The sequence below is a fragment of the Dyella sp. Tek66A03 genome (assembly GCF_052567735.1).
Genome location: NZ_CP199584.1, coordinates 3,645,977 through 3,672,021 on the forward strand (window position 1 = coordinate 3,645,977; position 26,045 = coordinate 3,672,021).

24 protein-coding genes and 5 tRNA genes are annotated in these 26,045 nt (G+C 63.5%); 9 read left to right on the forward strand and 20 right to left on the reverse strand.

Features of this window, described 5'->3' with window-relative positions; genetic code table 11:
- Positions 1-2: 2 nt before the first annotated feature.
- From secE to ACT01B_RS16315, 8 genes are all read right to left on the reverse strand, one after another.
- Positions 3-398 carry a preprotein translocase subunit SecE gene (gene secE / locus ACT01B_RS16280; RefSeq protein ID WP_445144268.1) on the reverse strand — a complete coding sequence of 132 codons (396 nt, stop codon included), beginning with the start codon at positions 396-398 and terminating at the stop codon, positions 3-5.
- 79 nt (positions 399-477) lie between these two features.
- Positions 478-553 (reverse strand) — tRNA-Trp (locus ACT01B_RS16285).
- 140 nt (positions 554-693) lie between these two features.
- A complete protein-coding gene (tuf, locus tag ACT01B_RS16290) occupies positions 694-1,884 on the reverse strand; it encodes an elongation factor Tu (RefSeq protein WP_445144259.1) in 1,191 nt (396 codons plus the stop codon).
- Between the two features lie 65 nt (positions 1,885-1,949).
- A tRNA-Thr gene (locus ACT01B_RS16295) sits at positions 1,950-2,025 on the reverse strand.
- Positions 2,026-2,049: 24 nt separating this feature from the next.
- A tRNA-Gly gene (locus tag ACT01B_RS16300) sits at positions 2,050-2,123 on the reverse strand.
- A gap of 33 nt (positions 2,124-2,156) precedes the next feature.
- Positions 2,157-2,242, reverse strand: a tRNA-Tyr gene (locus ACT01B_RS16305).
- 130 nt (positions 2,243-2,372) lie between these two features.
- On the reverse strand, positions 2,373-2,861 hold the full coding sequence (locus ACT01B_RS16310; RefSeq protein WP_445144269.1) for an acyl-CoA thioesterase: 489 nt from the start codon (positions 2,859-2,861) through the stop codon (positions 2,373-2,375).
- A gap of 83 nt (positions 2,862-2,944) precedes the next feature.
- Positions 2,945-3,445 carry a GNAT family N-acetyltransferase gene (locus tag ACT01B_RS16315; protein ID WP_445144270.1) on the reverse strand — a complete coding sequence of 167 codons (501 nt, stop codon included), beginning with the start codon at positions 3,443-3,445 and terminating at the stop codon, positions 2,945-2,947.
- A 224-nt stretch (positions 3,446-3,669) separates the two neighbouring features.
- On the opposite strand from ACT01B_RS16315, the gene ACT01B_RS16320 reads away from it, so the two are divergent.
- Complete coding sequence (locus tag ACT01B_RS16320; RefSeq protein WP_445144271.1) at positions 3,670-6,588, forward strand: TonB-dependent receptor plug domain-containing protein; 2,919 nt, start codon at positions 3,670-3,672, stop codon at positions 6,586-6,588.
- 115 nt (positions 6,589-6,703) lie between these two features.
- On the opposite strand, the gene ychF is transcribed toward ACT01B_RS16320, so the two are convergent.
- The 8 genes from ychF to ACT01B_RS16360 form a co-directional block, all read right to left on the reverse strand.
- Entirely contained in the window at positions 6,704-7,795 is a 1,092-nt protein-coding gene (ychF, locus tag ACT01B_RS16325) for a redox-regulated ATPase YchF (RefSeq protein ID WP_445144272.1), read from the reverse strand.
- Between the two features lie 80 nt (positions 7,796-7,875).
- Positions 7,876-8,484, reverse strand: a complete 609-nt coding sequence (pth, locus tag ACT01B_RS16330; protein ID WP_445144273.1) for an aminoacyl-tRNA hydrolase — start codon at positions 8,482-8,484, stop codon at positions 7,876-7,878.
- Positions 8,485-8,540: 56 nt separating this feature from the next.
- Positions 8,541-9,194 (reverse strand): 50S ribosomal protein L25/general stress protein Ctc, encoded by a 654-nt coding sequence (locus ACT01B_RS16335; RefSeq protein WP_445144274.1) that lies wholly within the window; start codon positions 9,192-9,194, stop codon positions 8,541-8,543.
- Positions 9,195-9,305: 111 nt separating this feature from the next.
- The gene (locus ACT01B_RS16340; protein ID WP_445147507.1) at positions 9,306-10,244 is read right to left on the reverse strand and encodes a ribose-phosphate diphosphokinase; all 939 of its coding nucleotides are present in this window, start codon (positions 10,242-10,244) and stop codon (positions 9,306-9,308) included.
- Between the two features lie 50 nt (positions 10,245-10,294).
- Positions 10,295-10,371, reverse strand: a tRNA-Gln gene (locus tag ACT01B_RS16345).
- A 19-nt stretch (positions 10,372-10,390) separates the two neighbouring features.
- Entirely contained in the window at positions 10,391-11,785 is a 1,395-nt protein-coding gene (gene ispE, locus ACT01B_RS16350) for a 4-(cytidine 5'-diphospho)-2-C-methyl-D-erythritol kinase (RefSeq protein WP_445144275.1), read from the reverse strand.
- A gap of 164 nt (positions 11,786-11,949) precedes the next feature.
- The gene (lolB, locus tag ACT01B_RS16355; protein ID WP_445144276.1) at positions 11,950-12,582 is read right to left on the reverse strand and encodes a lipoprotein insertase outer membrane protein LolB; all 633 of its coding nucleotides are present in this window, start codon (positions 12,580-12,582) and stop codon (positions 11,950-11,952) included.
- The gene (locus ACT01B_RS16360; protein ID WP_445144277.1) at positions 12,579-14,318 is read right to left on the reverse strand and encodes a tetratricopeptide repeat protein; all 1,740 of its coding nucleotides are present in this window, start codon (positions 14,316-14,318) and stop codon (positions 12,579-12,581) included. The genes lolB and ACT01B_RS16360 overlap by 4 nt, the downstream gene beginning before the upstream one ends.
- 108 nt (positions 14,319-14,426) lie before the next feature.
- On the opposite strand from ACT01B_RS16360, the gene hemA reads away from it, so the two are divergent.
- The 4 genes from hemA to ppk2 all read left to right on the forward strand — a co-directional run bounded on the left by hemA (position 14,427) and on the right by ppk2 (position 19,824).
- A complete protein-coding gene (gene hemA, locus ACT01B_RS16365; protein WP_445144278.1) occupies positions 14,427-15,704 on the forward strand; it encodes a glutamyl-tRNA reductase in 1,278 nt (425 codons plus the stop codon).
- Between the two features lie 80 nt (positions 15,705-15,784).
- Positions 15,785-16,864: a peptide chain release factor 1 gene (gene prfA, locus ACT01B_RS16370; protein WP_445144279.1), complete on the forward strand. Its 1,080-nt coding sequence runs from the start codon at positions 15,785-15,787 to the stop codon at positions 16,862-16,864.
- A 60-nt stretch (positions 16,865-16,924) separates the two neighbouring features.
- Complete coding sequence (locus ACT01B_RS16375) at positions 16,925-19,027, forward strand: O-linked N-acetylglucosamine transferase, SPINDLY family protein (RefSeq protein ID WP_445144280.1); 2,103 nt, start codon at positions 16,925-16,927, stop codon at positions 19,025-19,027.
- 17 nt (positions 19,028-19,044) lie between these two features.
- Positions 19,045-19,824 (forward strand): polyphosphate kinase 2, encoded by a 780-nt coding sequence (gene ppk2, locus ACT01B_RS16380; protein ID WP_445144281.1) that lies wholly within the window; start codon positions 19,045-19,047, stop codon positions 19,822-19,824.
- Positions 19,825-19,914: 90 nt separating this feature from the next.
- Here ppk2 and ACT01B_RS16385 read toward each other — a convergent pair whose 3' ends face one another.
- The 4 genes from ACT01B_RS16385 to ACT01B_RS16400 form a co-directional block, all read right to left on the reverse strand.
- Positions 19,915-20,412, reverse strand: a complete 498-nt coding sequence (locus ACT01B_RS16385; protein ID WP_445144282.1) for a VOC family protein — start codon at positions 20,410-20,412, stop codon at positions 19,915-19,917.
- Between the two features lie 170 nt (positions 20,413-20,582).
- On the reverse strand, positions 20,583-20,849 hold the full coding sequence (locus tag ACT01B_RS16390; protein ID WP_445144283.1) for an acylphosphatase: 267 nt from the start codon (positions 20,847-20,849) through the stop codon (positions 20,583-20,585).
- 3 nt (positions 20,850-20,852) lie between these two features.
- Positions 20,853-21,332, reverse strand: a complete 480-nt coding sequence (locus ACT01B_RS16395; protein ID WP_445144284.1) for a TlpA family protein disulfide reductase — start codon at positions 21,330-21,332, stop codon at positions 20,853-20,855.
- The gene (locus ACT01B_RS16400; RefSeq protein WP_445144285.1) at positions 21,329-22,606 is read right to left on the reverse strand and encodes a YihY family inner membrane protein; all 1,278 of its coding nucleotides are present in this window, start codon (positions 22,604-22,606) and stop codon (positions 21,329-21,331) included. Before ACT01B_RS16400 ends, ACT01B_RS16395 begins: the two co-directional genes overlap by 4 nt.
- A gap of 135 nt (positions 22,607-22,741) precedes the next feature.
- Between ACT01B_RS16400 and wrbA the strand changes: the two genes are divergently transcribed.
- The 4 genes from wrbA to ACT01B_RS16420 all read left to right on the forward strand — a co-directional run bounded on the left by wrbA (position 22,742) and on the right by ACT01B_RS16420 (position 25,981).
- On the forward strand, positions 22,742-23,344 hold the full coding sequence (gene wrbA / locus ACT01B_RS16405; protein WP_445144286.1) for an NAD(P)H:quinone oxidoreductase: 603 nt from the start codon (positions 22,742-22,744) through the stop codon (positions 23,342-23,344).
- Positions 23,341-23,688 (forward strand): DUF2069 domain-containing protein, encoded by a 348-nt coding sequence (locus ACT01B_RS16410; protein ID WP_445144287.1) that lies wholly within the window; start codon positions 23,341-23,343, stop codon positions 23,686-23,688. Before wrbA ends, ACT01B_RS16410 begins: the two co-directional genes overlap by 4 nt.
- A 54-nt stretch (positions 23,689-23,742) precedes the next feature.
- On the forward strand, positions 23,743-25,392 hold the full coding sequence (locus ACT01B_RS16415) for an acyl-CoA dehydrogenase family protein (protein WP_445144288.1): 1,650 nt from the start codon (positions 23,743-23,745) through the stop codon (positions 25,390-25,392).
- A 97-nt stretch (positions 25,393-25,489) separates the two neighbouring features.
- Complete coding sequence (locus tag ACT01B_RS16420) at positions 25,490-25,981, forward strand: asparaginase domain-containing protein (RefSeq protein WP_445144289.1); 492 nt, start codon at positions 25,490-25,492, stop codon at positions 25,979-25,981.
- Positions 25,982-26,045 lie beyond the last annotated feature (64 nt).

Sequence of the window (26,045 nt, forward strand, 5' to 3'; positions counted from 1 at the left end):
CTCTACGAACCCAGCTTGAGCAGCCAGTCGAGTACGACCGACTTCAGGATCAGATCGATCAGGCCCAACAGCAGCGACAAGACGATAACCACGACCATGATAATGCCAGTGGTCTTGAGCGTCTCATCACGGGTGGGCCAGACCACTTTGCGCAGTTCGAACTGCGATTCACCAAGAAAGCTGCGCACGCGGCGGCCGGGTGCCGTAAAGGCCCCGATGGCCAGCGCTGCGACCAGCGCCGCCAGCACGCCAAGCATCAATACCGACTGCGGGATCGAGCTATCAGTGCCGAACCACGAGTAGGCAAAAACGCCAGCAGCCAGCACTAGCCCTGCCAGTACCAGCTTGCCGATATCAATGGCGTTGACGCCTTTGGTCTGTTCTGCCTTCGTATTCATGCGCAGTGATCGGATGAGAGGGCATCGACCGAACTACGGCCAGTTGCCACCCACCATCCATCGTCGATCCTCAGGAAGATGGCACGCCAGGAGGGACTCGAACCCCCAACCTGCGGTTTTGGAGACCGCTGCTCTGCCAATTGAGCTACTGGCGTATCGAAAATGTATGAAAGCCGCTCGCCTTGCCGCTGCTTCGGATGCGCCTCTCAGCGCCGCCGCCGGATGAGGAGGCCTAGACCGCCCCACCCTTCGACTCCTTGCAGCCCGCAGAGCGGGCGACTTCCCAGTCTACAGCTTACTTGATGACCTTGGCCACCACGCCGGCGCCGACGGTGCGGCCACCTTCGCGAATGGCAAAGCGCAGGCCTTCGTCCATCGCGATCGGGTGGATCAGGGACACCACCATCTTCACGTTGTCGCCCGGCATCACCATTTCCACGCCATCCGGCAACTGGCAAGCGCCCGTCACGTCGGTGGTGCGGAAGTAGAACTGCGGACGGTAGCCCTTGAAGAACGGCGTATGACGGCCACCCTCGTCCTTCGACAGCACGTACACCTCAGCCTCGAAGTCCGTGTGCGGGGTGATCGAGCCTGGCTTGGCCAGCACCTGACCACGCTCCACGTCGTCGCGCTTCAGACCGCGCAGCAGCAGACCGGCGTTGTCGCCTGCCTGGCCCTGGTCCAGCAGCTTGCGGAACATCTCCACGCCCGTGACGGTGGTCTTCTGGGTCGGACGGATGCCGACCACTTCGATTTCGTCACCGACCTTGATGATGCCACGCTCGATACGACCGGTCACCACGGTGCCGCGGCCCGAGATCGAGAACACGTCTTCCACCGGCATCAGGAACGGCTTGTCGATCACGCGCACCGGCTCGGGGATGTAGCTGTCCAGCGCATCCACCAGCTTGATGATCGCCGGTATGCCGATTTCGCTCTGATCACCTTCCAGCGCCTTCAGCGCCGAACCGTGGATGATCGGCGTGTCGTCGCCCGGGAAGTCGTACTTGCTCAGCAGCTCGCGCACTTCCATCTCGACCAGCTCGAGCAGCTCGGCGTCGTCCACCATGTCGGCCTTGTTCAGGAACACGATGATGTACGGCACGCCCACCTGGCGCGACAGCAGGATGTGTTCGCGGGTCTGCGGCATCGGGCCGTCAGCGGCCGAGCACACCAGGATCGCGCCGTCCATCTGCGCGGCACCCGTGATCATGTTCTTCACGTAGTCAGCATGGCCCGGGCAATCCACGTGCGCGTAATGGCGCATCGGCGACTCGTATTCCACGTGGGCGGTCGAGATCGTGATACCACGAGCCTTCTCTTCCGGCGCCGCGTCAATCGCGTCGTATGCCTTGAACTCGCCACCGAAACGCTCGGCGCCAACCTTCGTCAGCGCGGCCGTCAGCGTCGTCTTGCCGTGGTCCACGTGACCAATCGTGCCGACGTTGACGTGCGGCTTGGTGCGTTCGAATTTACCCTTTGCCATACGCCTAAAACCCCGATGGAGTCAAATGATGAGAAGTGGAATGCTACCCGCGGACCGCGGTGAGATGGTGCTCATGACTGGAATCGAACCAGCGACCTCTTCCTTACCAAGGAAGTGCTCTACCGACTGAGCTACATGAGCACGAAACACCTAAGACGACTTCAATGGAGCGGGAGACGGGGATCGAACCCGCACCATCAGCTTGGAAGGCTGAGGTTCTACCATTGAACTACTCCCGCCTGGTGGTACTACAGCCTTACGCGGAAATCGTCTGGTGGAGGGAGGTGGATTCGAACCACCGAAGGCGTAAGCCAGCAGATTTACAGTCTGCCCCCGTTGGCCGCTTGGGTATCCCTCCAACAAAGAACGGCTATTGTGTGGATCAGCCCCTTGGCTGTCAACACCCGCCGCAGGATTTTTGGCGTTTTCCCGCGATTATTTTGCCTGCGTTGCGACGTCGCGCTGAGGGCGGCGGCCCCACCCAAATGCTAGATGCTCTCAGCCCCGTGCGTATCCACCAGCTGCTCCATCTCCTTGGACAGCTCCATCAGCTTCATGGCCTGCTGCTGCAGGCGCTGCTCGTTGTTGTCGCGCGGCAGCCAGCTCGGTACCGGCGTCGGCTTGCCTTCAGGCGCATCCAACGCCACGAACACCATCACACAACTGGTCGCCAGATGGTGCTCGTCCTTGCGCAGGTCACGCGCCAGGACGTCCACCGCCATGTGCATGCTCGAGCGCCCGGTATGGATCAGGCGGGCCCGCACGGTGACCAGGTCCCCGATCAGGATGGGCGCCACGAACTGGATGCCGCTGACCGAGGCCGTGACGCAATAAGCCCCGCTCCAGGCCACCGCGCAGGCATAGCCGGCCTGATCGATCCACTTCATCACCATGCCGCCATGGACCTTGCCGCCAAAATTGACATCGCTGGGCTGGGCTAGGAAACGGAAACTGACTTCGTGCTGCTTTCCGGGCATGGGCCGCCTACTCCAAAGAACGCTGGTCAATAGTGTTCAATTATGCGCCCGCGACGGAATGACGCGATAGAACACTCAAGCACTCAACCCCGATGCCGGGCAGGCCGCGCCATGCCGACCCGATAAATCATAGGCACGCTGACAATCTTGCTCGCCGGCCGCTTTGCCGAGGCATTGGGTTCGAAGCCCAGGCTCAGATAGACCGGCACGGCCCCGATGGCGGCGTTCAAGGTAAAAAAGCGAGTGCCCGCGCGTCGAATGCTGTCGCGCATGAGGCGTTGCCAAAGCTTTCTGGAAATGCCTTGGCCCTGATAGCGCGTACCTACAAAGAGCTGAAAGAGGTGGCTGTCGTCACGAATGGCCGCAACACCGGCCAAGCTGCCGTCCACATAAGCGACGTAGAAACGCTGGCCAGCATCGAACTTCTGCCGGATCGATTTCGCCGTCATGCCTGCAAGCAAGTCCGCAGCGACTTCGGCGGGTTGGTCGGGAAGAATCCAGCGCCGCGTAACGCGCCGGGCCAGCACGCCAATGACGCGAGCGTCAGCCGGTCGCGCGAGGCGAAGCTGCAGGTTCGTCGTCATCGCACGATCTCAAGAAACCTCATCAATCACCCCGCCACCGGCCATTTGAAACACGTTGAAGCGTCGATGCCCGAGTGTCTCGGTTGAAGTTGGAGTGTGCCCGGGCAACGAGAGCTTGTCGAAATTAGCCGATGCATCTTTCAGCCATATCTGACATCGCGAAGAACGATTCATGCGTACTGTCTGGGCCTCTTAACTAGAACCTAACTTAGGAAGAGTGTCGTATGAGGCTTGGAGAAAACAAACTGTGCACGTCGGTGCGCTTGGCTCTGTCGCTGGGTGTGCTCGCAGCAAGCACCTACGGCACGGCCGCTTTCGCGCAGGACGCGTCCTCGGATCAGACCAAGAGCAAGACACTCGAGACTGTCACCGTCACCGGTTCACTGATCCGCCGCGTCGACGTCGAGACGGCCAGCCCCGTCGTCACCATCGATCGCGCGCAGATCCAGGCCACCGGCAAGCAGACGCTGGGCGACCTGGTGCAGCAGCTACCGGCGATGACTGGCGGCAATGTCAATCCGCAGGTCAACAATTCTGGCGGCACCGGTAATTCGAGCATCAACCTGCGCGGCCTGGGGTCGAAGCGCACCTTGATCCTGGTAAATGGCCAGCGTCTGCTCAGCAAGGATCCGAACGCGATCCCGGCCGACGCGATCGAGCGCATCGAAGTGCTGCCGACCGGCGCCTCGGCGACCTACGGTTCGGACGCCATCGGCGGCGTGGTCAACTTCATCCTGCGTAAGAATTATCAGGGCGCCACATTTACAGCCAATGTTGGCCAGTCTGATCGCAACGATGGCGACCAGAGCGGCTACACCTTCACTTTCGGCCAGACGTCCGACAAGGGAAGCATCATGGCTGGCCTGAACTACAACAAGCAGGATGGCGTGCTGGCGGCTAACCGCGACTTCTCTAAGAACGCGCTTAGCCTCTCCGGCACCCAGGTCAACGTTGGTGGTTCGACCAACGCCCCGTATGGCCATATCCAGCTTCCGGCTGGCCTCACGGGGCTCTTCCCGGGCGACTGCAGCTCCTCCAAAGGCTTCGTAGCGCTGAATCCGGGCGGTAACAGTCAGGTCGTTTCACCAGCCAACTACCATTGCTTCGGTAATGCCGACAAGTACAACTACGCGGCGGTCAACCTGATCATGACCCCGCAAGAGCGCACCGGCGGCTTCATCAGCGGTGACTACCATCTCGGCGACCACGTTACCGCTTACGTGGATGCCGTTTACCAAAAGACCTCGTCCAACTTTCAGCTGGCTCCGGCTGTCTATGGCACCGCCTCGGGCGCCGTGGTTGCTGCTGACAACGCGTTCAACCCATTCGACACCACCTATCAGACCGCCGTTGTGAATACCGATCGGGCGTTTGGCTCCCGTCTGGTCACGGGTGGTTTACGCTCGGCCTTCAGCGGAAGGACCGACGCCCAGATCAACACCGGCTTCAAGGGTGATTTCACGGTTTGGGACAAGAACTGGAACTGGGACGTTGGCCTTAACTACGGCCACCAGAGCCAAACCATCACGACTACCGGTCTGGCTGACCAGACCAAGTTGTATACGGGCTCCTCCACGATTGGCCCGGATGGCCTTGCGACCAGCCCCAATTGCCCCAGCGTGGCGGCCTGTCAGTTCAATCCGTTCGACATCCACGCGCCAGGCAGCGTCGCGGCGATCCAGGCTGCCAGCACCGCAGCTCCGTCGAATCTCTACACCATCCAGAAGATCTTGCATGCCGGCCTATCTGGCGAACTGTTCAGCCTGCCGGCGGGCGCTGTGCAGCTGGCCGGTGGTTTCGAATATCGCACGGACTACCTGCACTCGGTTCCGTCGCCGCAGTTGGTGGTTGATCCCACCACCGGTAGCTGCGTTCTGGGCAGCCAATGCCTTAGTGCCGTGCAAGGCGGCTACAGCACCAAAGATCTGTACGCCGAAACGTTCATTCCGTTGCTCACAGGTCTGCCGGGCGTACAGTCGCTGAACCTCACCATTGGTGATCGCTATTCGCGCATCAACGGTTTCGGCACCACGAACAATTTCAAATTCGCGCTGGAATACAAGCCGTTCGACGACTTGCTGCTGCGCGGCACGATGGAAGACGTATTCCGCGCGCCTTCGCTGACAGAGCTGTACGACTCGAGCTCTGATGCGCCGTCGATCCATGCCGACCCGTGTACGGGTTTCCGGGGTGCGCCGGCCGGCTCGCCGCTGGCCTTGGCCTGCGTGAACGTACCGACCGATGGCTCGTTCATTAACTCGACTGTCCCTGGCCAGACTACGACGATCACGCAGGGTGCACGAGTGGCGGGCGTTCCGATCAAACCAGAGCACGGCAAGTCGTATGATTTCGGCCTCGTGTACAGCCCATCGTACATTCCTGGCCTGTCCACCACCGTCGACCTCTGGCGCGTGAACCTCCAGGACACCATCACCACGGTGGGTCTGCAGAGCCTACTCAATGTTTGCGCCGCGGGTGCGACGCAGTATTGCCAGTTCATCGTTCGCGATGCCACGGGCCAGATCTCGCCATCCACGATTGAGCCGGTAGCAAACCTCGGCTCCATCAATACCAGCGGTATTGACTGGTCGGCGAACTACAAACTGCCGCAGTTCTCCTTCGGCCAGATTAACGTTGGCGCCAGTGCGACCTATCTGAAGTACTACAATCAAGATACGGCACCCGGCGTTGCGGGTGCGGACATCTACAAGAACGCGGGGCACTTCCTGTCGAATGGCTCGGGGGCGTCAGCGGCCTGCCCGGATAATTCAGGCGTCTGCTTGTTCCCGCGCTGGCGTGGACAGGGTTTCGTGAACTGGCAGCAAGGTGGCTGGAGTGCCGAGTGGCGCATGCGCTACATCGGTCGCTTCCAAAACGGCGGTCCAACTGGCTCGTCGCAGGACAGCTCCCCGGACGGCAATTCCGGCACGATCCTCAAGTACGGCTCGACGATCTACAACGATGTTTCACTCGGTTACAACATTGCACTGATCAACACGCGCTTGGACTTTGGCGTGAACAACCTGTTCGACAAGCAGCCGCCCATGCTGTACGCGAACAACACGCTCAACGCCAACACCGACCCAAGCACCTTCGACTTGATGGGCCGCTACTGGTGGGCTCGCGTGACGGTCAAGTTCTAACGCGCAAGCACTAGCGTCAAACGGAAAGGGCCGCGTGAATGATTCACGCGGCCCTCTCTTTTGAACTTGCGGCTAGCGCTATGCACGAGGGGCCATGGCCCCGTGCGATGGCGCGTCAGACGTTGAACAGGAAGTGCAGCACGTCGCCGTCCTTGACGATGTAATCCTTGCCTTCCTTGCGCAAGCGGCCTGCGGCGGCGGCGCCTGCCTCACCCTTGTACTGGATGAAGTCGTCGTAGGAGACGGTTTCGGAGCGGATAAAGCCGCGCTCGAAATCGGTGTGGATGACGCCGGCTGCCTGCGGTGCGGTGAAGCCGCGCTTGATGGTCCAGGCGCGCACTTCCTTCACGCCAGCGGTGAAGTAGGTCTGCAGATTCAGCAGCTTGTAGCCGGCACGAATTACGCGATTGAGGCCCGGCTCGTCGAGACCCAGGTCCTTGAGGAATTCGTCGCGGTCGGCGGCGTCGAGCTGCGCCATCTCTTCTTCGATGGCGGCGCATACCGGCACCACTTCGGCGCCTTCGGCGATCGCGCGTTCGCGCACAGCATCGAGATGGTGGTTGTTCTCGAAACCGTCTTCGCGCACGTTGGCGATGTACATCAGCGGCTTGAGCGTGAGCAGGAACAGGTCGCGCACCAGCGCCTTCTCTTCCTCGTCCAGACCCAGGCTGCGCGCCGACTTGCCTTCATTGAGGCCGGCAGCGAGCTTCTGCAGCACCGGCTTCTTGGCTTGCGCTTCCTTGTCGTTGGCCTTGGCCGCGCGCTCGGCACGGTTCAGAGCCTTTTCGACGGAATCCAGATCGGCCAGCGCCAGTTCGGTATCGATGGTTTCGATATCGGCGATCGGGTCGATCTTGCCGGCCACGTGCACGATGTCACCATGCTCGAAGCAACGCACGACGTGGGCGATCGCATCCACTTCGCGGATATGCGCGAGGAACTTGTTGCCCAGGCCCTCACCCTTCGACGCTCCTGCCACCAGGCCGGCGATATCGACGAATTCCACCGCGGTCGGCACCACCTTCTGCGGATTGACGATGTCCGACAGCGCCTGCAGGCGCGGGTCCGGCACAGGCACCACGCCCACGTTTGGCTCGATCGTGCAGAACGGGAAATTCGCCGCAGCGATACCCGCGTTGGTCAGCGCGTTGAACAGGGTGGACTTGCCGACGTTAGGCAGGCCGACGATGCCGCATTTGATGCCCATGGTGACTCCGAAAAACTGAAAGCTGGGGGAAGCGTGTGGCTAGCGCGACAAGGATCAGGCAACGGCATTCAACCGGGCGCCTAGTTCCCGTTGCCACGTTCGCCGTTCACCCCTCCCGGGGTATGTAGGTGTTGCATGGCCTTGTCGAACTGGCCGTCGACCGCAAGCGGCAGCACATCGAGTGCGCGCGCGATGCCATCGACGATCGCATCCTCGTCCTTCATGGACGGGCGGCCGAGCACCCAAGGCGTTACTTTGTCTTTGTGGCCGGGATGGCCAATGCCAACCCGCAGACGATGAAATTTCGCGTGACCGAGATGCGCCACGATGTCGCGCAGGCCGTTCTGGCCACCATGCCCGCCATCGAACTTCAGGCGCACGGTGCCGGGATCGAGGTCCAGCTCATCATGAGCGACCAGGCATTCTTCCGGCTCGATCTTGTAGTAGCGCAACGCCGAGACCACGGCGATGCCGCTCTTGTTCATGAAGGTGGAGGGCTTGAGCAGCCACACCGACGTGCCGCCGATACGAACCTTGCAGGTCTCGCCATGCAGCTTGCCGTCGAAACCGAAGCGCTCGCCCTGCCCTGACGCCAGGGCGTCAACAAACCAGAACCCGGCGTTGTGCCGGGTTCGGAGATAGTCGGCACCGGGGTTACCCAGTCCGACGATGAGGCGCAGTCCCGCCATACAAGGAGCAAGCTCGCGTGCGGTCCGCACCCGTGCTGGGTGCGGACCGCTGCGACTTACTTCTTGGGAGCCGGGGCGGCCGGTGCGGCGGCAGCAGCCTCACCTTCAGCCGGAGCGGCCTCAACCTCTTCCTTCACCGTGTTCGCGGTGACGACGGCGGTGTCGTGGTCGGCACCCAGGTGCAGTGCGACGATCTCCACGCCCTGCGGCAGCTTGAGCTCCGACAGGTGGATGATGTCGCCCGGCTTGACGTCGGCCAGGTCGAGTTCGATGAACTCCGGCAGGTCCTTCGGCAGGCAGGAGATTTCCACTTCGGTCAGGTTGTGCGAGATCACCACGCCCGAGGTCTTGGCGGCAGCCGACTTTTCCTGGTTCAGGAAGTGCAGCGGCACGCTGATGCGGATAGCGGCATTCTCGTCGACGCGCAGGAAGTCCATGTGCAGCATCTGCATCTTGAACGGATGCTTCTGCCAGTCACGCACCAACACCTTCTGCACCTTGCCGTCGACGTTCAGGTCGAGCACGGAGGAGAAGAACCACTCGTGCTTGGAGGAGAGCAGGATGGTGTTGTGCTCGATCTGGATGCTCTCCGGAGCCGAACCGGCGCCGTAGACAACAGCAGGCACGAAGCCGGAGTGACGCAGGCGGCGGCTCGCACCTTTCCCCTCGTCCTTACGGCTTGCTGCCTTGATTTCATGAGTCGTGGCCATTTCAGTATTGCCTTCAGTTTAAAGAAGCCGCCTCGCGACAGCCCAGGTGACTCCCCCGCGACCAGAGGAGTCATAAAACGGTGACGGACGAGGACGCCCGCCACCAGAAACTCAATCGACGTACAGCGAACTCACCGACTCGCCAAAAGCGATGCGGCGGATCGTTTCGGCCAGCAGCTCGGCGACCGAGAGCTGACGGATCTTGGCGCAGGCCTGCACTTCCGGACGCAGCGGCAAGGTATTGGTAACCACCAGCTGGTCGAGCTGGGAGCCTTCGATATTGCTGATGGCAGCGCCCGACAGCACCGGGTGCACGCAGTACGCCACCACCTTGCGGGCGCCGCGCTCCTTCAGAGCTGCAGCTGCCGCGCAAAGCGTACCGGCGGTGTCGACGATGTCGTCCACCAGCACGCAGGTCTTGCCGTCCACGTCGCCGATAATGTTCATCACCGTGGCCACGTTGGCCTTCGGACGACGCTTGTCGATGATGGCGAGGTCGGCATCGTCGAGGCGCTTGGCCATCGCACGGGCACGCACCACGCCACCCACGTCCGGACTGACCACGATCAGGTCGTCCATGCTGTGGTTGCGCCAGATGTCCGCCAGCAGCACCGGCGAGGCATAGACGTTGTCCACCGGGATGTCGAAGAAGCCCTGGATCTGGTCGGCATGCAGGTCCACCGTCAGCACGCGATCCACACCGGCGGTGCCGATCATGCGTGCCGCCAGCTTCGCCGTGATCGGCACACGCGCCGAGCGCGGGCGACGATCCTGACGGGCATATCCGAAGTACGGCATCACCGCCGTAACGCTGGAGGCCGAGGCGCGCTTTAGCGCATCCACCAGCACCAACAGCTCAAACAGGTTCTCGGCACTCGGCGCGCCGGTGGGCTGCAGCACGAACACTTCCTGGCGGCGGACGTTCTCTTCGATCTCCACCTGAGACTCGCCGTCGCTGAAGCGACCGACCTGCGCCTTGCCCAGGGGCACGCCAAGACGCTGGGCTACATCCTCAGCGAGCGCACGATGCGCATTGCCGGTGAAGAGCATCGGGCCGGACGTATCGACAGTCATATTTGAACCTGAGCCATTGTGAGGAATGGCTGGGGCGGCAGGATTCGAACCTGCGCATGCGGGAATCAAAATCCCGTGCCTTAACCAGCTTGGCGACGCCCCAGTATCACTGGATGTTTCTGTTACTTACCTGCCCTGACGGCACCGCGATGGCGCGCCAGGGTCACATGCAACGGAGACGTGTTCACCCCCATGGCCACGTGGGCCGTAAAGCGGGGAGGACAACGTTCCGCTATGGCTTCGGCGCGTTCCGGGGACTCCGTCTCCAGGAACACACACGCACCGCTGCCGGAAAGCCTTGCCCGGCCGAACCCGCCAAGCCAGTCCAGCGCCGCGGCCACGCGCGGATGTCGCGCGCGAACTACGGGGGTGAACGTGTTCTCGACTGTTTCGCCCGAAGCAAAGGATGAAATTGTGGCTGGCGGAGCATTTCGTGTCAATTCAGGCGCTTGAAAAAGTGCGGCCGTGGGCACGTGTTCATGCGGCTCAAGCACCACATACCAGCGCTTTGGCAGGGTCAGCGGGGTAAGTTTTTCGCCGACGCCTTCGGCCCAAGCTGAACGACCACGCACGAAGACCGGCACGTCGGCGCCCAGTTCGCGACCCAGGTCGGCCAGCGCGTCATCGCCCAGTCCCGCGTCCCACAGCCAGTTCAGGGCCACCAGCACGGCGGCGGCATCGGAGCTGCCGCCGCCCAGGCCGCCGCCCATCGGGATGCGCTTGACCAGTTCGATGTCCGCACCTGCACCAGCGGGCGCATGCGACTGCAACAAGCTGGCGGCCCGCACTACCAGGTCGCTGTCGGCGGGCACATCCGGCACGTCGGTGAGTCGGTGAATCTCGCCGTCGTGGCGCACGCGCAGGGAGATTTCGTCGCCCCAGTCGAGCAGCCGAAACACCGTTTGCAACTCGTGATAGCCATCGGCTCGACGACCGGTGATACGCAGGAACAGGTTCAATTTGGCCGGCGCCGGCCAGACGCTCCATTCGCCCGCTGCCAGCGGCGCCAACGGGCGGCTCATGAATACGCGCAGGTCATCGGGAAATCCGTTTTCGCGATCGCGCTCGCGGGCAAAGGCGAACGCGGGATCGTCTTTGTCGACTGCGACGAAACCATGTTTTGCATAGAACGGCGCATTCCACGGAACATCGGACAGCGTGCCGAGATCGACCCGATGATAACCGGCTCCCCTCGCCCAGGCGCAGGCATGCTCGAGCAAGGCGGCGCCGATGCCGCGCTGGCCGTGGGACGGCAACACATCCATCTCGGCAATACCAAGGGCATCACCGCCCTCTTCCGCATCCAGCCACACGAAGCCGACCGGCTCGCCGGAGCCGATCACCGCCACCCATACCAGGCCGCGGGCAATCGCCTCGCGCAACACCTCGGGCGGCACCGAGACGCGCCGATACGACGGCCAGGCCTGATGGCCACGGAACAGTTCCACCGCGGCCCGCTCGATGGCGCAAAGGGCATCAACCTGGTCGGGGCGGGCGCGCTCGATCTTGACGGTCATACGGTGGCTTTTTGCTTTCGCCTCCCCTCCCCAAAGGGGAGAGGATTGAGGTGAGGGGTGGGTGCTCGCGGAAACGTCTTAACGAGGCGGGCTCTGCTCCAGCGCAATCGCTAGGCCGTCCCCTCACCCCAGCCCTCTCCCCTTTGGGAAGAGGGAGAACAAGGCTACTGGATGCTCCACGACTCGACCGACAGCCTCACCTTGTACGGCGGGTTATCGGCGAACACCTTCCTCGGCACGACAGGTTTGCGCGACGTGTCCCAACCGGGGTAGCTGACCGTCCAGCCATCCTGGATCAGCTGCGTCGGCAGGCCGTCGTCACCGAACTTCAGCTCGGCCGGGCCACTGTCCGCGCGCAGACCCAGCACCCAGGCGCGCAGGTCATGCAGCGGCACATGCCAGCCCAGCACGTTCTGCACCAGCGATTCCGCGTCCGGACTGCGGCGGGGGCCGCCATCCCCTCCTTCCAGCAGCGCGCCGTCGGGCGTCACGCTGAGGCGGAAGCTCTTGCTCCCCACCGGGCCATGAACTTCGAACTGGTAGCTGTCGCCGTTCTGGGTCCAGGTCAACGTGCCGCTGCCGCCCTGGCTTTTGCCATCGACCACGCCAGACACGCCGAGCTTGCCCTGCAGGACCCAATGATCGGTATTGGCCAGCAGGTGCTCGCGGGCCCGTTGCTGGTCGAGCAGGACGGCGTAATCGGCCTTGGGCGCCGCGGGACGCACCTGTTCCCGAGGGGCGCAGGCAGCGAGCAGCAGCGGTAACGCCACCGCAGAAAGTCGAAGGGAAAGCTTCATGGATTGAGGCGCTTGAGAGTGTTGTGGAGGTTGGCGCTTTGCGGATTGATCTTACGCACTTCGTCGAATACGTGCCGCGCGTCCTCCTGGCGCCCCTGCTTCCACAGCACCTCGCCAAGGTGCACGCCGACATCGGCATCCTTGTTGGCCTTCCAGGCGCTGCGCAGGGTCGTCTCGGCCTGATCCAGATGACCCAGTCGGTACTGCAGCCAGCCCCAGGAGTCCTGAATGGCCGGATCGTTCGGCCGCGCCGCGCGGGCGGTTTCGATCAGCCGTTGCGCCTCGGACAGATCGCGATTGGCATCGGCCAGCGTATAACCAAGCGCGTTGATGGCGTCGGTGTCGTCCGGCTTGAGTTCCAGCAGACGTCGGAAATCCGTGACCGCCTGGTCGACCTGACCCTCCTCGGCGTAGGCCAGGCCACGCCCGTACAGCAACGACGGGTCATCGGGCATCACCTGCAACGCCCGACTGAAGGCATGCTCCGCCTCCGTGTACTGTTGCTCGTCCATGTACAGCTCGGCGTCCGCCTCGTACGCGCGACGCAGCAGCGCCGGCTGGTCGAGATAGTCGGTCTGCATCTGCGCCAGCTGCTCATGCGCCTCGGCGCTGCGGCCGGTGGCCTGCAGCAGCACGGCGCTGCGCAGGTCCGCATCGAACGCATGCTCGTCGTCATCGGGCACCTGGCCATACCAGGTCAGCGCCTCCTGCTTGTGGTCCAGCATTTCGGCGAGCTGGCCGAGGAGATAGGCGCTGCTCTTCTGCGTCTCTTTCGGCGAACGCTGCAACTGGTTGTACAGGCGCGTCAGCGTCTTGGTGTCGTTGCTGCGGGCGGCCAGCGCCGCGCGCAGGGCGTAGGTGTCGGCATCCTGCGGACCGTTGTCCAGCAAGCGGGCAGCCGCTGCATCATCACCGCTCTGGCCAAGCAAAGTGGCGTAGGCGAGGCGCAGCCGGGTGCTCTTCGGGTCCTTGGCCAGGGCCTTGTCGAACAGTACTTTGGCACCCGCCTTGTCGCCGTTGTGGAACTTCATCTGTGCGGCCCAGGCGTAGGTTTCCGCCGTGCCGAAGCGCTTCATGGCTGCGTCGGCGATCTGCTGCGCATAGGCGTGGCGCTCCAACTTGTCGCCGAGTTCGCTCATCGCCAGCCACGCTTGGGGATCGGCCGGCAGTCGTTGCGGGGTGGCCACCGCCTCCAGCAGCTGAGCGGCCTGGGCGGCATCGCGACTACCCAGCAGGACCCGCCCGAACTGGCGCCAGGCATCCGGATCACCTGTGCTGACCAGCAGCTCGAGCTGCCGCTGCGCCTCGTTCGTATCGCCTTGAGACAGCGCCAGCTCGGCCCGCGCCTGGGCCAGCGGCGCCGGCTTGGCACCCAAGGCCTTCCAGCGCGCGATGGCGGCTTCCGCGGCGGGCACATCGCGCACCGCAATCGCCAAGGCCGCCGCCTGCTCGGCCACGCGAGGGTCGCTGGAGAGCATCATGGCCTGGCTATAAGCGGCGGAAGCCCCCTTGAGATCGGTATGGGTCAGCGCCATCTCGCCAGCCATCAGCTGGGCCACGAGATCGTGCTCAGGGTCAGACGTCGCCACTACCATTCGATTCAGCGGCTGCGCGGAGGCGGCCGACTTGTGGGCAGGCCTGCCAGGCGCTACGGCACAGCCGGCCAGCATCAGCACCACCACCCCGATCGCCGCAAAATGCCGCAGTTGCTTGAACTTGGACCACCTGCTCAGCACACTATTCTCCGCTCATCCGTCTGTTACGGCCGCTGTTACTCTAGAACGACCGGTGCTAACCCCTAGTTTACGCCGCCGGATGCTTCCCGCCTCGAATCGCCCTAAACCATGACGCTGATCGCCCTCGGGCTTAATCACCTCACCGCGCCGGTCACCCTGCGCGAACAAGTGGCATTCGATGCGGAGGCCACCGCCGCCGCGTTGCAGGCGCTCGCCCGTGAACCCGGCGTGGAAGAGGCGATGATCCTCTCCACCTGCAACCGTACCGAACTTTACGTGAGCGTCACAGCAGGAGCGGAAGGCGTTCCACAGGCATGGCTCTCCCGGCACCATCAGCTGACTGCCAACAGGCTGGATGAGTTCCTGTATCGCCACGATGAAGATGCCGCGGTCCGCCATATGTTCCGGGTCGCCACCGGCCTGGACTCGATGGTCCTGGGTGAGCCGCAGATCCTGGGCCAGGTGAAGGACGCGTATCAGCAGGCGCGCGATGCCCAGGCCCTGCGCGCGCCGATGGAGCGCCTGCTGCAACATACCTTTGCGGTCGCCAAGCGCGTACGCACCGACACGCGGATCGGCGCACATACCGTCTCGGTGGCGTTCACCGCCGTGCGTCTGGCCGAGCAGGTGTTCGCCGACCTGAGAGAAGCCTGCGTTCTGCTGATCGGCGCCGGAGACACCATCGAGCTGGCTGCCCGCCATCTGGTCGACAAACGGGTACGCAAACTCATCGTCGCCAACCGCACGCTGGAGAACGCGCAGGAGCTGGCCAGTCGCCATGGCGGCTATGCCATTTCGCTGCAGGACCTGCCGCAACATCTTGCTGATGCCGACATCGTCATCAGCTCCACCGCCGCGCGCCAGCCGGTGGTGACGCACGCCATGGTCGAGAAGGCGATCGCCACACGGCGGCGCAAGCCGATGTTCATGGTGGATATCGCCGTGCCGCGCGACATTGAACCGTCGGTCGGCGAGCTGGGCGATGTGTTTCTCTACGGCATCGACGATCTGCGCCAGGTGATCGATGACAACATCCGCTCGCGCCAGGCCGCCGCCCGCGAGGCCGAGGCCATCATCGACCTCCAGGTCGAGCGTTATATGGCCTGGCGTCGGGCGCTCACCGTGCGTAACCCCGCGGTGGACATGCGCCAGCATGCCGAAATCTACCGCGACGAAGTGCTGGAAAAAGCCCGTGCCATGCTGGCGCGCGGCAAGTCGCCCGACGAGGCGCTGGCTTTTCTCGCCAATACGCTCACCAACAAGCTGTTGCATCATCCCAGCGCCCGTTTGCGCGATGCCGCGCTAAGTGGCGACATGGAGCTGCTACACGCGGCAGGCCGCCTCTACGGCCTGGGGGAAACATCGGAAGTGAGCGAAGACGAGTGAGAAACGAGTAGATGCGCTGATCCACGCGTTACGCTTAGCGCCCTTGCTTGTCCTCACCTCGACCCACTCGCCGCTGCCCTATGACCCCATCGATCCGCCGCAAGCTCGAATCCCTCGCCGAACGCCATGAGGAGATCGGCCTGTTGCTGGCGCAGCCCGATGTGCTCGCCGACAACAACCGCTTTCGCGAGCTGTCGCGCGAATACGCGCAACTGGAGCCGGTGGCGGCCTCGTTGCGCGGGCACGATCAGGCAGAGCGCGAGCTTCGCGAAACGCGGGCCATGCTCGACGATCCCGAAATGCGCGACATGGCGCAAGACGATATCGGACGGCTGGAAGCGCACCTGCTGGCGCTGGACGCTGAGCTGCAAATCCTGCTGCTTCCCAAGGATCCACGTGACGAGGCGAACCTGTACCTCGAAGTGCGCGCCGGCACCGGCGGCGACGAGGCCGCCATCTTCGCGGGCGACCTGTTCCGCATGTATACGCGCTACGCCGAGCGTCGCCGCTGGCATGTCGAAGTGCTCAGCGAAAACCATGGCGAGCATGGCGGCTACAAGGAAGTGGTGGCCCGCATCGAGGGCAAGGGCGCGTACTCGCGGCTGAAATTCGAGTCGGGCACGCATCGGGTGCAGCGCGTGCCGGAGACCGAATCGCAAGGGCGCATCCACACCTCGGCCGCCACCGTGGCGATCCTGCCCGAGATGGATGAGATCGACGACATCGAGATCAATCCGGCGGACCTCAAGACCGACACCTTCCGCGCCTCCGGCGCTGGCGGCCAGCACGTCAACAAGACCGACTCGGCCATCCGCATCACCCACCTGCCCACCGGCATCGTGGTCGAATGCCAGGACGAGCGCAGCCAGCACAAGAACCGCGCCCGTGCGCTGAGCCTGCTCAAGGCTCGCCTGCTCGACGACGAGCGTAGCCGGCAGGCGGCCGTGCAGGCCGAATCGCGGCGCCTGCAGGTGGGCTCGGGCGATCGTAGCCAGCGCATCCGCACCTATAACTTCCCGCAGGGTCGCATTACCGACCATCGCGTCAACCTCACGCTGTACCGGCTTCCCGAGGTGCTGCAGGGCGATCTGGACGAGCTGGTCAATACGCTCACGCGCGAGCATCAGGCTGACGAGTTGAAGGCACTCACCGCCGGCTAAATTGCGCAGATTATTCACGTCCGGATTGGCAGCCGCGGCCCGCTGCGTTAGCGTGGGCGGATGAATGATCTCTTTTCCCCCTCTTCCCAGGCGCTGGTGCAGCAAATCGTCGACCAGCTGGAACTCGGCGCCTTTGCCGATGCCGAACATGCGGCCGCGCAGGCGCGCGAGCAGTACCCGGACGACGCCGAGCTGGCCCGCCTGCAAGGCATTGCCCTGCTGCAGTTGCAACGCCCCGCCGAGGCGCTCGGTGTGCTCGAACGGGCCGCGCAGATCGCGCCCCAGAACATTGAAGTGCAATGCAACCTGGCCAGCGTCCAACTGGCCAACGGCGATGCCGACGCCGCCATTGAACGGTTGCGCGCCGCGTTGCGGCTAGCCCCTGGCAACCCCGCCGTGCTGCTGGGCCTGGGCAATGCCCTGATGGCGGCGGCGCGTTTTCAGCACGCCCGTGAGTCCTATGCCATGGCGACCCATGGCGCCCCGTTCCACCCGGGCATCCGCCTCAACCTGGCCGGCGCCGAGCTGGAGCTGGGCAATACCGAACCGGCCCTGCGTCATATCGGCGAAGCGCTGGAAATCATCCCGCAGTTCGACGCGGCGTTCGCCCTGCGCGGACGCGTGTTGCAAGTGCAAGGCAAATCCCTCGAGGCCGCCGATGCCTGGCTGCACGCCGAAAGTCTGGCGCCGCAAAACGCCCAGTATCCGTTCGCGGCGGGTCAGGCGCTGGACGACGCCGGCCAGCTCACCTCGGCCGCCGATGCTTTCGCACGGGCGCTGCAGCTTGAGCCAAAGGATGGCCCGGCACTCGGCCAACTGCTGTTCGTGCGGCGCCGCCTGTGCGACTGGCGCGGCCTCGATCAACTGAGCGAACGCCTGCAACACGCCGTATCGAAGGAGAACGCGCTGGTCAGCCCGTTCGTCCTGCTGGCCGAGGATGTGGACGCGGCCGCCCTGCAACATTGTGCCGTCACCTATGCCGCGACCATCGCGCAGCAGATGGCACCCTTGCGCAAGCAGCTCGATTTCAAGTTCGCCAAGCCATCGCCGGACCAGCCGATCCGGGTCGGTTTCGTTGCCGACGGCTTCAACGAGCACGCCACCGGCCTGTTGGTCGTCGCGATGCTGGAAGCCTTGACCGGCGAAGATGTGGAACTCCACCTGTTTGCCACCACCGCGGACGACGGCGGCCCTATCCGTCGTCGCCTGGCGACCGCCACCACGCTGCACGATGTGTCGATGCTCAATCACGCGCAGGTGGCCCAGCGCATTCACGACACCGGCATCGAGATCCTGTTCGACCTCAACGGCTATGCCGGCAAGAACAACGCCGAGCTGTTCGCGTTACGCCCTGCACCGGTGCAGGTGAACTGGCTGGCCTTCCCCGGCACGTCCGGCGCACCATGGATGGACTATCTGCTGGCCGACGCCGCTGTGCTGCCGAATGCATCGCGCGCTTATATCAGCGAAAAACTCGTGCGGCTGCCGCGTTGCTACCAGCCCAACGACAACACCCGTGTCGTCGCTGAGCCGCCTTCGCGGGCGGCTTGCGGCCTGCCAGAGCAGGGCACCGTGTTCGCCTGTTTCAACAACAGCTACAAGCTCAATCAGGCAGCGTTCGCCCGCCTGATGCTGATCCTGCAGCAGGTGCCCGACAGCGTGCTATGGCTGCTGAGCGGCCCGGAAGGCGCGGACGATCGCTTGCGCGCCGCGGCTACGGCAGCAGGCACTGCGCCAGAACGCCTGGTGTTTCTGTCGCGCCTGCCGCACGCCGATTACCTGGCGCGCTACGTCCACGCCGACCTGTTTCTCGACACGCTGCCGTACAACGCCCATACCACCGCATCCGATGCACTGTGGGCCGGCTGCCCGGTGCTTACCTGCACCGGAAGCACGTTCGCGGGCCGCGTCGCCACCAGCCTGTTGCAGGATCTTGGCTTGCCGGAGCTGGCATGCGAGGACGAGGAGTCGTTTATCGCGATGGCCGCTCAGCTGGGCAACGATCGTGAAGCGCTCGGTACGCTCCGCCATCACCTGGCCCAGCAGCGCACGCAGAGCCCGCTGTTCGACATGCAAGGCTTCGCCCGTGATTTCCATCGCGTCCTGCAAGCGATCAGTACGCGCTACCGCATCGGCCGCCCACCCGTCGATCTGGATCTCTAGCATCGAGGAGCACAACCGTGCCCAAGAAGGACAAGTTCTACCGTCACGCGTTGGAAGAACTTCAACTCGAACTGGCCGGGCTCAATCAATGGCTGCTTGGTGGCGGCCGCCGCTTGATGGTGATCCTCGAGGGCCGCGACGCCGCCGGCAAGGGCGGCACCATCAAGGCCATCACCCAGTCCATGGATACGGGCGGCTATCGCATAGCCGCCTTGCACAAGCCGAACGACATCGAGTCGACCCAATGGTATTTCCAGCGCTATGTGCAGCACCTGCCCAGCGCCGGTGAAGTCGTGCTGTTCGATCGCAGCTGGTACAACCGCGCCGTGGTCGAACCCGCCATGGGTTTCTGCACCAAGGCCCAATACAAGGCGTTCATGGCGGCAGTGCCGGCGTTCGAGAAGCTGCTTACCGACGACGGCATCATCCTGCTCAAGTACTGGCTGGCGGTTGACCAGGAAGAGCAGGAAGAGCGTTTCGCCGAACGCGCCACCAACCCGCTCAAGCACTGGAAGCTCTCGCCGAACGATCTCGCCTCGCGCGAGAAGTACGCCGAGATGGGCCGTTTGCGCGACGTCATGATCGAGCGCACGCACCGCCCTCACGCCCCATGGTTCGTGGTCGACTTCAACGATCAGAAACGCGGACGGATCAATCTCATTCGGCATCTGCTGGAGCAGATCCCTCGTCACGACGAGGCTATACCCATCGTGAAATTGCCGAAGCTCAAGGGCAAATTGAAGAATGAGCATGTCACCAGCAAGGCCTTGTGGGTGCCCGACACGTGCGGTGACTGATCAGCGCAATACAGAGCGCTGGAGAGCGTCGGAAGGAGTCGTCATTCCGGCAAAAGCCGGAGTGACAAGTACGAGGCCTTCGTGGCCGCCCTAAGCCATCGCTTTTCGCAACATATTCAAGTCGATTTTCTTCATCTTCATCATCGCGTCTGTCATCTTGCTGACCTTCGCAGGATCGGAATGGCTGAGCATCTCGATCATCTCGACGGGAATCACCTGCCAGGAAAGGCCATAACGGTCCTTCAGCCAACCGCATTGCTGTGCCTTCTCGTCGCCGCCCTGGGAGAGCTTGCTCCAGTAGTAGTCGACTTCGTCCTGCGAATGGCAGTTGACCACCAGCGAGACCGCTTCGTTGAAACGGAATATCGGGCCACCGTCGAGCGCGACAAACGACTGGCCGTCCAGTTCAAAGGCAGCCGTCATGAGGGAGCCTTCTGGGCGCCCCGACGCCGCCGCGCTTTCCGCGTTGTAGCGCGTCGTGGTGACGATGCGCGAATTTTCGAACACCGACACGTAGAAGTTCGCGGCCTCTTCCGCCTGATGGTCGAACCAAAGAAACGGGGTGATGCGCTGGAAACGGGATGACATGAAGATCTCTCCTCTGTGGGTGCCTCGGCAGATGCGCTGCGGGAGCGTCCCGTAGCGGACGCTTCTTGCATACGACGAATGGGCCAGACCCCAATCGACACACGCTCCGCCTGAGCCAGGCCGCAGTCTCCGCTCGCCCGCGTGAAATCAGCCTCACGACGCCGCGAAATTCAGCCGGTGTGAAAGCCCTGCACCTCGGGTGCGGCAGACGCTTCGCGCGCCACCGCATCCACGCGCGCGGCCGCTGGCCCTTGCCAGAGCCAACGCTCGAAGGTGTCGATCGCAGATGCCGGACCAAAAGCGAGCACTTCCACACGACCATCCGGCAGGTTTCTGGCATAGCCGGAAAGTCCCAAGGCCAACGCCTGCTCGCGCGCGCTGGCGCGATAGAACACGCCCTGCACGCGACCGCTCACCAGAAAGCGCGCGGCGGCCATGGTCTATTTACCGATGCCGATGGCCTGACCGAGCGAGGTTTCGGTCACTGGCCCTAAGAAGCGCTTGGCCACCTTGCCGTCGGGGCCAATCAGCCAGGTCGTAGGCAGTCCGCGCGGCTCGTCGAAATCCTTGAGTGGCTTGTCCATGGTGACTTGGGCAATCGGATAGCTGACCGGGTGCTTGGCCAGAAATGCCTGGATATCCGCCTTGTCGCTGTCTTCGTAGGCCAGCCCGATGGCGGCGACCTTGTCGTGATGCGTGCTGACGAAGCGGGAGATATCCGGCATTTCCTTGATGCAGGGCACGCACCATGTCGCCCAATAATTCACGATCACCCACTTGCCGCGTAGCGCTGCCAGGTCGAACGACTTGCCGTCGAGCGTGGTGACCTTGATTGCGGGTTGCTCGGGCATGGCGGCGTGCACCGAACCTGCAAGCGCAAGCGCGACGCCAAAAGTGGCAACTGACTTCAACCATTTCATGAACGGAGATCCTCGGAATCGTTGGTGGCCGGTCTCGCCGGCGGATAGGCTTGATCCAGCCGCATGCCCAGCGTGGTATTGAGTGATTGCGCCGCCGTTTCGAGCAACGCGATCAACTCCGCCGGCAAGCGTATGCGTAACGCCTGTGCCTCTTGCGCCGGGCGCAGCGGCAGGCGGTAATGACCGTGAGCATATATGCGCAGCAAATCGGTACTGTCCAGGCTGCGACTCAACAGCCATCCGCCGCCTTCCTCGCGGCGGATCACGTCGGCGCGCTGCAGGTCTTCGAAATAGCCGGCGATCAATCCGCTGGGCAGATAGGGCTCGCTGATGCGCAAGCTAGTCGGATCAAGCTTGCGCCCGTGCCGATGCGCATCCACAAAATGTCCCAATACCACCAACAGTCCGAGCAGGGCAGCATCTTCGGACAGACACCCTGCTGGAGGCTGGTAATCGAACGCGGAGATCGAGGCGGCTATCGAGGCGCAAAGAATCACGATGACCCACGACAGGTAGATCCACAGCAGGAAAATCGGAATCGCGGCCATCGCCGCGCCATAGATCTGCTGGTAGGTCTGCGCATGATGGATGAATTGCGCGAAGCCCCAGCGCGCGATCTCGAACAGCAGCGCACCGAGCACGGCGCCGATTAGGGCGTCCTGCCAGCGTACCCGGCGATTGGGCACCACGAAATACAGCAGGGCCAAGGTCACGAAAGTGACGATGAAAGGCAGCGTGGACAACAGGCGATGGCGCAGCCCCAGTTGTTCAGCGGCGTCATTCAGTAGCGGGAGCGCGGTGACATACGACGACACGATAAGCCCACCCACAATGAGTACAGGACCCAAGGTGAGCGCCGCCCAATACAGCAGCAAGCGAGAGCCCCATCCGCGCGCGCGCTGCACTCGCCAAATGCGATTGAGCCGGTCCTCGATGCTTACCATCATCGACAAGGCACTGAAGAACATCACCAGGATGCTGATGCCGGTCAATTGGCTGGCATTGTCGGCAAAGCTGTTGAGGTACTCCTCCACCCTCACCCCGGCAGCGGGCACGAAATTGCTGAAGACGAAGCCCATGAGTGTGTTGCGCGCCTCCGAAAACACCGGAAACGCCGCGAACATCGCCAGCGAAGCGACGATCAGCGGCACCAGCGAGACCAGCGTCGTATAGGACAGCGCACCGGCAGTCTCGAAGCACTTGTCGTCCACGAAGCGATGCCATACGAAATGGCTGAAGCTGCGTAGCCGGTCGCGATCGAAGCGCAAGGCCATGTTTGTTCCTTCCTCGGCGTTCGGCATCGGAGGCAAGCCATGATGTCGCCGGCCCATGGGCGGGGCGTGAACCGACCGACAACACGGGCTTGGTCGACCGGTACACTAACCGATCACCCTGCGATCGCCCAAACCATGAGCCAAGACATTCTGGTCCTGTATTACAGCCGCACCGGTCATACCGCCCAACTCGCACGCTTGATCGCGCGCGGTGTAGAAGAAATACCTGGCATGCGCTCCCGCCTACGCCAGGTACCCCCGGTGGCACCGGTGACCGAACTGGCGCAGCCGCCCGAGCCGGAAGAAGGCGCGCCCTACGTGACCCGTCAGGATCTGATCGATTGCGTTGGCCTGGCACTGGGCAGCCCCACGCGCTTCGGCAATATGGCCGCACCGCTCAAGTATTTCCTGGATTCCACCGGTGCCGAATGGGCCAGCGGCGCGCTGGCCGGCAAACCCGCGGCGTTGTTCACCGCCACCAGCACCATGCACGGCGGGCAGGAATCCACCCTGCTGACCATGGCCTTGCCCCTGCTCCATCACGGCATGCTGATCGTCGGCCTGCCTTACACCGAGCCGGCGCTTAGCTCCACCCTGAGTGGTGGTACGCCGTATGGCGCCAGCCATGTCACCGGCGCGAAGGGCGAGAACGCGATCTCCGAACACGAACGTGAACTGGCCCGGGCCCTGGGACGCCGACTTGCCGATGTGGCGCGTCGCCTGGGCGCCAACGCATGAGTGCCCCCATCGCCACCACCTATCGCGTCGGCCTGGTCGCCTGGGCAGCGCTGCTCGTGCTGCAAGTGGTTTGGCACGGCTGGCTGTTTCCGGCGCAAACCATGCCCGTATGGCTGGTGCTGGCGATCACCGTCATCCCGCTGCTGTTGCCGCTGCTTGCCATCCGCGACGTGCGCCGCGCGCTGCTATGGGTGGGTATCCTCAGCCTGTTCTATTTCTGCCACGGCATCGCCGAAGCCTGGAGCTCGCCGGACGAACGCTGGCTGGGCGTGATCGAGATCATCCTGACACTCGTGCTGATCGGCACGCTGGGCGCCGGCGTCAAGCGCAAGCGCAAGGCATAACGTCGCCGTGCATGGCGCCTATACTCGACGAAACGGATTCGTCGAGGGCCGACCATGGGATTCCTGCAAGATCCGCCGCAACTTGCGCACCCGTATCGTGACGACCATCGGCTGCGCAGCATGCTCGATCGCGCCCTGCCTTCCGCACGCCGGGTCGCACTGAATGGCGACCTGCAGGCACTTGGCGATTACGCGCAAATGGCCTGGCTGCGTAGCTGCCGCAGCACGCGTCGCAAACCCGTACTTACCCAGTGGGATGCCTGGGGCAATCGGGTCGATCGCATTGAGCTGACCGATGCATGGCAGGAAGGTCCTCGCATCACCACGACGCACGCGATTCTCGCCTCAGGACACGAGGCCAGCGAGCACGCGCGCCTGGAAGAATTTGCCCGCGTTTACCTGTATCACCTGGCCAGCGAGTTTTATACCTGCCCGCTGGCGATGACCGACGGGGCCGCCACGGCGCTCAAGGCTTCCGGCAACAAGGCCTTGATGGAGCGCGCCCTGCCGCATCTGCTCAGCCGCGACGCCAACAGCTTCTGGCTAAGCGGCCAGTGGATGACCGAAAACACGGGCGGCTCGGATGTGGGAAACACCGAGACCGTCGCACGGCAGGACGCTACCGGCCAGTGGCGGCTCCATGGCCGCAAGTGGTTCAGTTCGGCCGTAGTGGGCGAGGCGGCGCTCGCGCTGGCGCGTCCGGAAGGCGCGAGCACGGGCGCCGGCGCACTGGCACTGTTCTACGTGGAAACCATGGACGGCGATCGCCGCAAGCCGCAGCTGATCATCGATCGACTCAAGGACAAACTCGGTACGCACGAATTGCCCACCGCGGAAATCCACTTGGACGGCTTGCCCGCCTGGCCGCTGGGCGACCTCGCCCATGGCGTACGTCAGGTCGCACCGATGCTCAATGTCACGCGCACCTGGAACGGCATCTGCGCCGTGGCAAGCATGGCGCGCGCCCTTGGCCTGGCGCGCGACTACGCCATGCGACGCCAGGCGTTTGGGCGGCCGTTGATCGAACAGCCGCTGCACGCGCAGACCCTGGCGGACATGCAGGCCGAGTTCGAAGGGGCGTTCGCGCTGGCTTTCGAAGTGGCACATTTGCTCGGTCGCGTCGAGCATGGCGCGGCCCAACCGCATGAAGCCGCCCTGCTCCGCCTGCTCACGCCGCTGACCAAGCTGTGGACCGGCAAGATGGCCGTCAAGCTGTGTTCGGAAGCCCTGGAGTGCTTCGGCGGCGCAGGTTATATCGAAGATACCGGCCTACCCCAGCTGCTACGCGATGCGCAGGTTTATGCCATCTGGGAAGGCACCACCAACGTGCTGTCGCTGGACAGCCTGCGTGCACTGGCGAACGACCACAGCATCCAGGCCTTGCGTATCGCCATCGAAGGCTGGCTGGCGGATAGCATCGATGCGCATGCGCGAGGCGAGATCCACGCGGCCTTGGACGCCGCCATGCACATGCTTGAGCGGCGAGCCCAGGATCGCGATGCGCTGGAAGCTGGCGCTCGCGGCCTCGCCTTTACGCTGGCGCGATGCGCCGCCGCGGCGTTGCTGGCGCGCCACGACACCTGGTCGGCGCCTCACGACGGTGCGCGGGCTGGCGCGGCATTGCGGCGTTTCGTCGGACACGGCCTGATACGCCTCGGCAGCACCGACGCCACCGACACCGCCTTGCTGCTTGGGCCGCACTGAGCCCATTGCTCGATGCAATGGCGGTTTACGCCCGTTCCGGCGAAAGCACGCGCTACCAGCTAAAATGCGCCCCCAATCCCCCTCGCGACTTCCGACCATGCAGCATCTGACCATCGTCACCACCGGCGGCACCATCGACAAGATCTACTTCGACGACAAGTCGGACTACAAGATCGGTGCGCCGCAGATCGGCGAAATTCTTGGCCAGCTCGGCGTAGCGTTTCAGTTCGACGTGATCCCGATCCTGCGCAAGGACAGCCTGCATATGGCCGCCGAGGATCGCGCCCTGGTGCGTTCCACCATCGAGGCGCAGCCGCATCGCCACGTCCTGGTGACCCACGGTACCGACACCATGGTCGAAACCGCGCGCGAACTGGCCCATATCAAGGGCAAGGTGATCGTACTGACCGGCGCACTCAACCCCGCGCGCTTCCAGGGTTCGGACGCGGTGTTCAATATCGGATGCGCCGTCGCCGCCGTGCAGACCCTGCCCGACGGCGTGTACATCACCATGAACGGTCGCGTGTGGGACCCGTCGAAGGTACGCAAGAATCGCGACGCCAATCGTTTCGAAGAATCGAACGGCTGACCCCATCCAGCAGCATCGCGCATCACGGGCCCTGGCGGCGATGCCAGGGCCTGTTGCGTTTCAG

Excerpts from the sequence above, each read along its gene's own strand:
- ACT01B_RS16310 (WP_445144269.1), bottom strand. The coding sequence starts at position 2,861 with ATGCCCGGAAAGCAGCACGAAGTCAGTTTCCGTTTCCTAGCCCAGCCC.
- secE (WP_445144268.1), bottom strand. The coding sequence starts at position 398 with ATGAATACGAAGGCAGAACAGACCAAAGGCGTCAACGCCATTGATATC.
- pth (WP_445144273.1), bottom strand. The coding sequence starts at position 8,484 with ATGGCGGGACTGCGCCTCATCGTCGGACTGGGTAACCCCGGTGCCGAC.
- ACT01B_RS16415 (WP_445144288.1), top strand. The coding sequence starts at position 23,743 with ATGGGATTCCTGCAAGATCCGCCGCAACTTGCGCACCCGTATCGTGAC.
- tuf (WP_445144259.1), bottom strand. The coding sequence starts at position 1,884 with ATGGCAAAGGGTAAATTCGAACGCACCAAGCCGCACGTCAACGTCGGC.
- ACT01B_RS16375 (WP_445144280.1), top strand. The coding sequence starts at position 16,925 with ATGAATGATCTCTTTTCCCCCTCTTCCCAGGCGCTGGTGCAGCAAATC.
- ACT01B_RS16315 (WP_445144270.1), bottom strand. The coding sequence starts at position 3,445 with ATGACGACGAACCTGCAGCTTCGCCTCGCGCGACCGGCTGACGCTCGC.
- hemA (WP_445144278.1), top strand. The coding sequence starts at position 14,427 with ATGACGCTGATCGCCCTCGGGCTTAATCACCTCACCGCGCCGGTCACC.
- prfA (WP_445144279.1), top strand. The coding sequence starts at position 15,785 with ATGACCCCATCGATCCGCCGCAAGCTCGAATCCCTCGCCGAACGCCAT.
- ACT01B_RS16420 (WP_445144289.1), top strand. The coding sequence starts at position 25,490 with ATGCAGCATCTGACCATCGTCACCACCGGCGGCACCATCGACAAGATC.
- ACT01B_RS16390 (WP_445144283.1), bottom strand. The coding sequence starts at position 20,849 with ATGGCCGCCGCGCGCTTTCTGGTGAGCGGTCGCGTGCAGGGCGTGTTC.
- lolB (WP_445144276.1), bottom strand. The coding sequence starts at position 12,582 with ATGAAGCTTTCCCTTCGACTTTCTGCGGTGGCGTTACCGCTGCTGCTC.
- ACT01B_RS16335 (WP_445144274.1), bottom strand. The coding sequence starts at position 9,194 with ATGGCCACGACTCATGAAATCAAGGCAGCAAGCCGTAAGGACGAGGGG.
- ACT01B_RS16340 (WP_445147507.1), bottom strand. The coding sequence starts at position 10,244 with ATGCTCTTCACCGGCAATGCGCATCGTGCGCTCGCTGAGGATGTAGCC.
- ACT01B_RS16410 (WP_445144287.1), top strand. The coding sequence starts at position 23,341 with ATGAGTGCCCCCATCGCCACCACCTATCGCGTCGGCCTGGTCGCCTGG.
- ispE (WP_445144275.1), bottom strand. The coding sequence starts at position 11,785 with ATGACCGTCAAGATCGAGCGCGCCCGCCCCGACCAGGTTGATGCCCTT.
- ychF (WP_445144272.1), bottom strand. The coding sequence starts at position 7,795 with ATGGGCATCAAATGCGGCATCGTCGGCCTGCCTAACGTCGGCAAGTCC.
- ACT01B_RS16320 (WP_445144271.1), top strand. The coding sequence starts at position 3,670 with ATGAGGCTTGGAGAAAACAAACTGTGCACGTCGGTGCGCTTGGCTCTG.
- wrbA (WP_445144286.1), top strand. The coding sequence starts at position 22,742 with ATGAGCCAAGACATTCTGGTCCTGTATTACAGCCGCACCGGTCATACC.
- ACT01B_RS16400 (WP_445144285.1), bottom strand. The coding sequence starts at position 22,606 with ATGGCCTTGCGCTTCGATCGCGACCGGCTACGCAGCTTCAGCCATTTC.
- ACT01B_RS16385 (WP_445144282.1), bottom strand. The coding sequence starts at position 20,412 with ATGTCATCCCGTTTCCAGCGCATCACCCCGTTTCTTTGGTTCGACCAT.
- ACT01B_RS16395 (WP_445144284.1), bottom strand. The coding sequence starts at position 21,332 with ATGAAATGGTTGAAGTCAGTTGCCACTTTTGGCGTCGCGCTTGCGCTT.